Annotated in this window: 2 protein-coding genes; one reads left to right on the top strand and one right to left on the bottom strand. The window is 26.1% G+C overall.

The window, feature by feature from the left end; translation table 11 throughout:
- Positions 1-193: 193 nt before the first annotated feature.
- On the bottom strand, positions 194-1036 hold the full coding sequence (locus Q0370_RS10655) for an AAA family ATPase (RefSeq protein WP_299575534.1): 843 nt from the start codon (positions 1034-1036) through the stop codon (positions 194-196).
- Positions 1037-1112: 76 nt separating this feature from the next.
- Between Q0370_RS10655 and Q0370_RS10650 the strand changes: the two genes are divergently transcribed.
- Positions 1113-1645, top strand: a 533-nt coding sequence (locus tag Q0370_RS10650) for a response regulator transcription factor (protein ID WP_299575532.1), incomplete at its 3' end; no start/stop codon positions are given.

Genomic DNA, 1645 nt, shown 5'->3' with positions numbered 1-1645 from the left:
TTCTATTTCCTCTAAGTGTTCTTTTTCTAATTTTATTTCTATATCTTTTATAGAAGGTTTGCTATGAAAAAATAAATAAGAAATAACACTATTGACATAATAATGCTTGAAATAGTTATTTTTAAATCTGAATTTTTATAAATTTCAACAATTAATTTTACTAAATCATCAATCTTAATCACTCTCCTTATGCTTAATTACTAATATAAAAAAACTTTCTCCCCTTTTTTATTTGCAAATCCATATCCACTAAAAATAAATCTCTATCATCTTCTCCTAAAATATCTTTTATTTTACTGTATTTTCTTTCAAATTCAAAACTTTCATAATTATCATTTTTAACCATTTCTTTTACTTGATTAAGCAGTTCGTACACACTAGGATTTCTATCTGTTTTAAGCCCCATTATATCTTCCAGTATTCTTTCCATAGTCTGTCCATACGAATTACCAAGTTCTTTCCCAAGCCTAGTCTCTACATTTCCATCTTGATTTTTTATTAATAAAATTATATTCTCTTTTTCCACACTTCCTAAAATATGCGGAGAATGTGTTGCCAAAATTATCTGATTATTCTTCCCAATTTTTTTATAAACATCAACAATTTTTTGTTGCCACTTTGGATGTAATGAAAGTTCTGGTTCATCAATCATAATTATGGAATTTTCAGGCTCTAGCATTTTTATCGCCAAAGTCCGTAAAAACAATTGCTTTTCCCCCGAAGAAAGTTCATTTATCCCAAATTTTTTTCCACTAGAATCTTTAAAAATCGGCATACTATTCTCATCTTTCGATATTTCTGAAAGCTTCACATCCAACTCCAAAATTTCAAAAATTCCATTAATTTCCTCAAAAACTTTTTTTCTGACTTGTCCCATTGTCAAATTTTCTTCTTCATTCGCAACTTTTGAAATCCGAGTTGCAATGTAGGATGGAATATCTTTAATTTCGTATGAATCTAAAATATTAATAAAATTATATTCTTTTTTCAAATTTGTTTGAGCTTTTTTTATTTCTTCAAAATTAAGATATAATATTTTTGATAATTAATAATACCACAGAAAATAAATTTAAAAATGAATTTAGTCTGAATAAATTTTAGAAAGGGAAAAAATGGGAAAAATACTGATTGTTGAAGATGATAAAAAAATATCACGTATTTTAAAATTACAGCTTGAACACAAAAATCATGAAATAATGATAATCGAAAATGGAATTGACGCATTAAATGAAATTGACAAAAAGAGGGATTTTTATGATTTGATGCTTTTGGATTTGGGACTTCCTTCAATGGAGGGAAATGAAGTTTGCAAAAATGTTAGAAAAATATCAAAAGTTCCTATAATTGTTGTTTCTGCGAAAAATAATACGGAAGAAAAAGTTGAATTATTAAAATCAGGTGCGAGCGATTATGTTACAAAACCTTTTGATTTTTTGGAGCTTGATGCAAGAATTGACATAAATATTAGAAAAGAAAAAATTTCTGAAATCGTTTATAAAACTTTAAAGTTAAATACGGAAAATTATTCTGTTTATTTGGAAGAAACACCTGTTTTATTAACAAAAACGGAATTTGAACTGGTTAAACTTTTGATTGAAAATAAAGAAGAAATCGTTTCACGAGATAAAATTGTTGAAAAAATATG

This window comes from uncultured Leptotrichia sp., assembly GCF_938036635.1.
GTDB lineage: Bacteria > Fusobacteriota > Fusobacteriia > Fusobacteriales > Leptotrichiaceae > Leptotrichia > Leptotrichia hongkongensis.
Note: the sequence above shows the minus strand (reverse complement) of the source record. Positions and strands in the feature narration are given on the sequence as shown.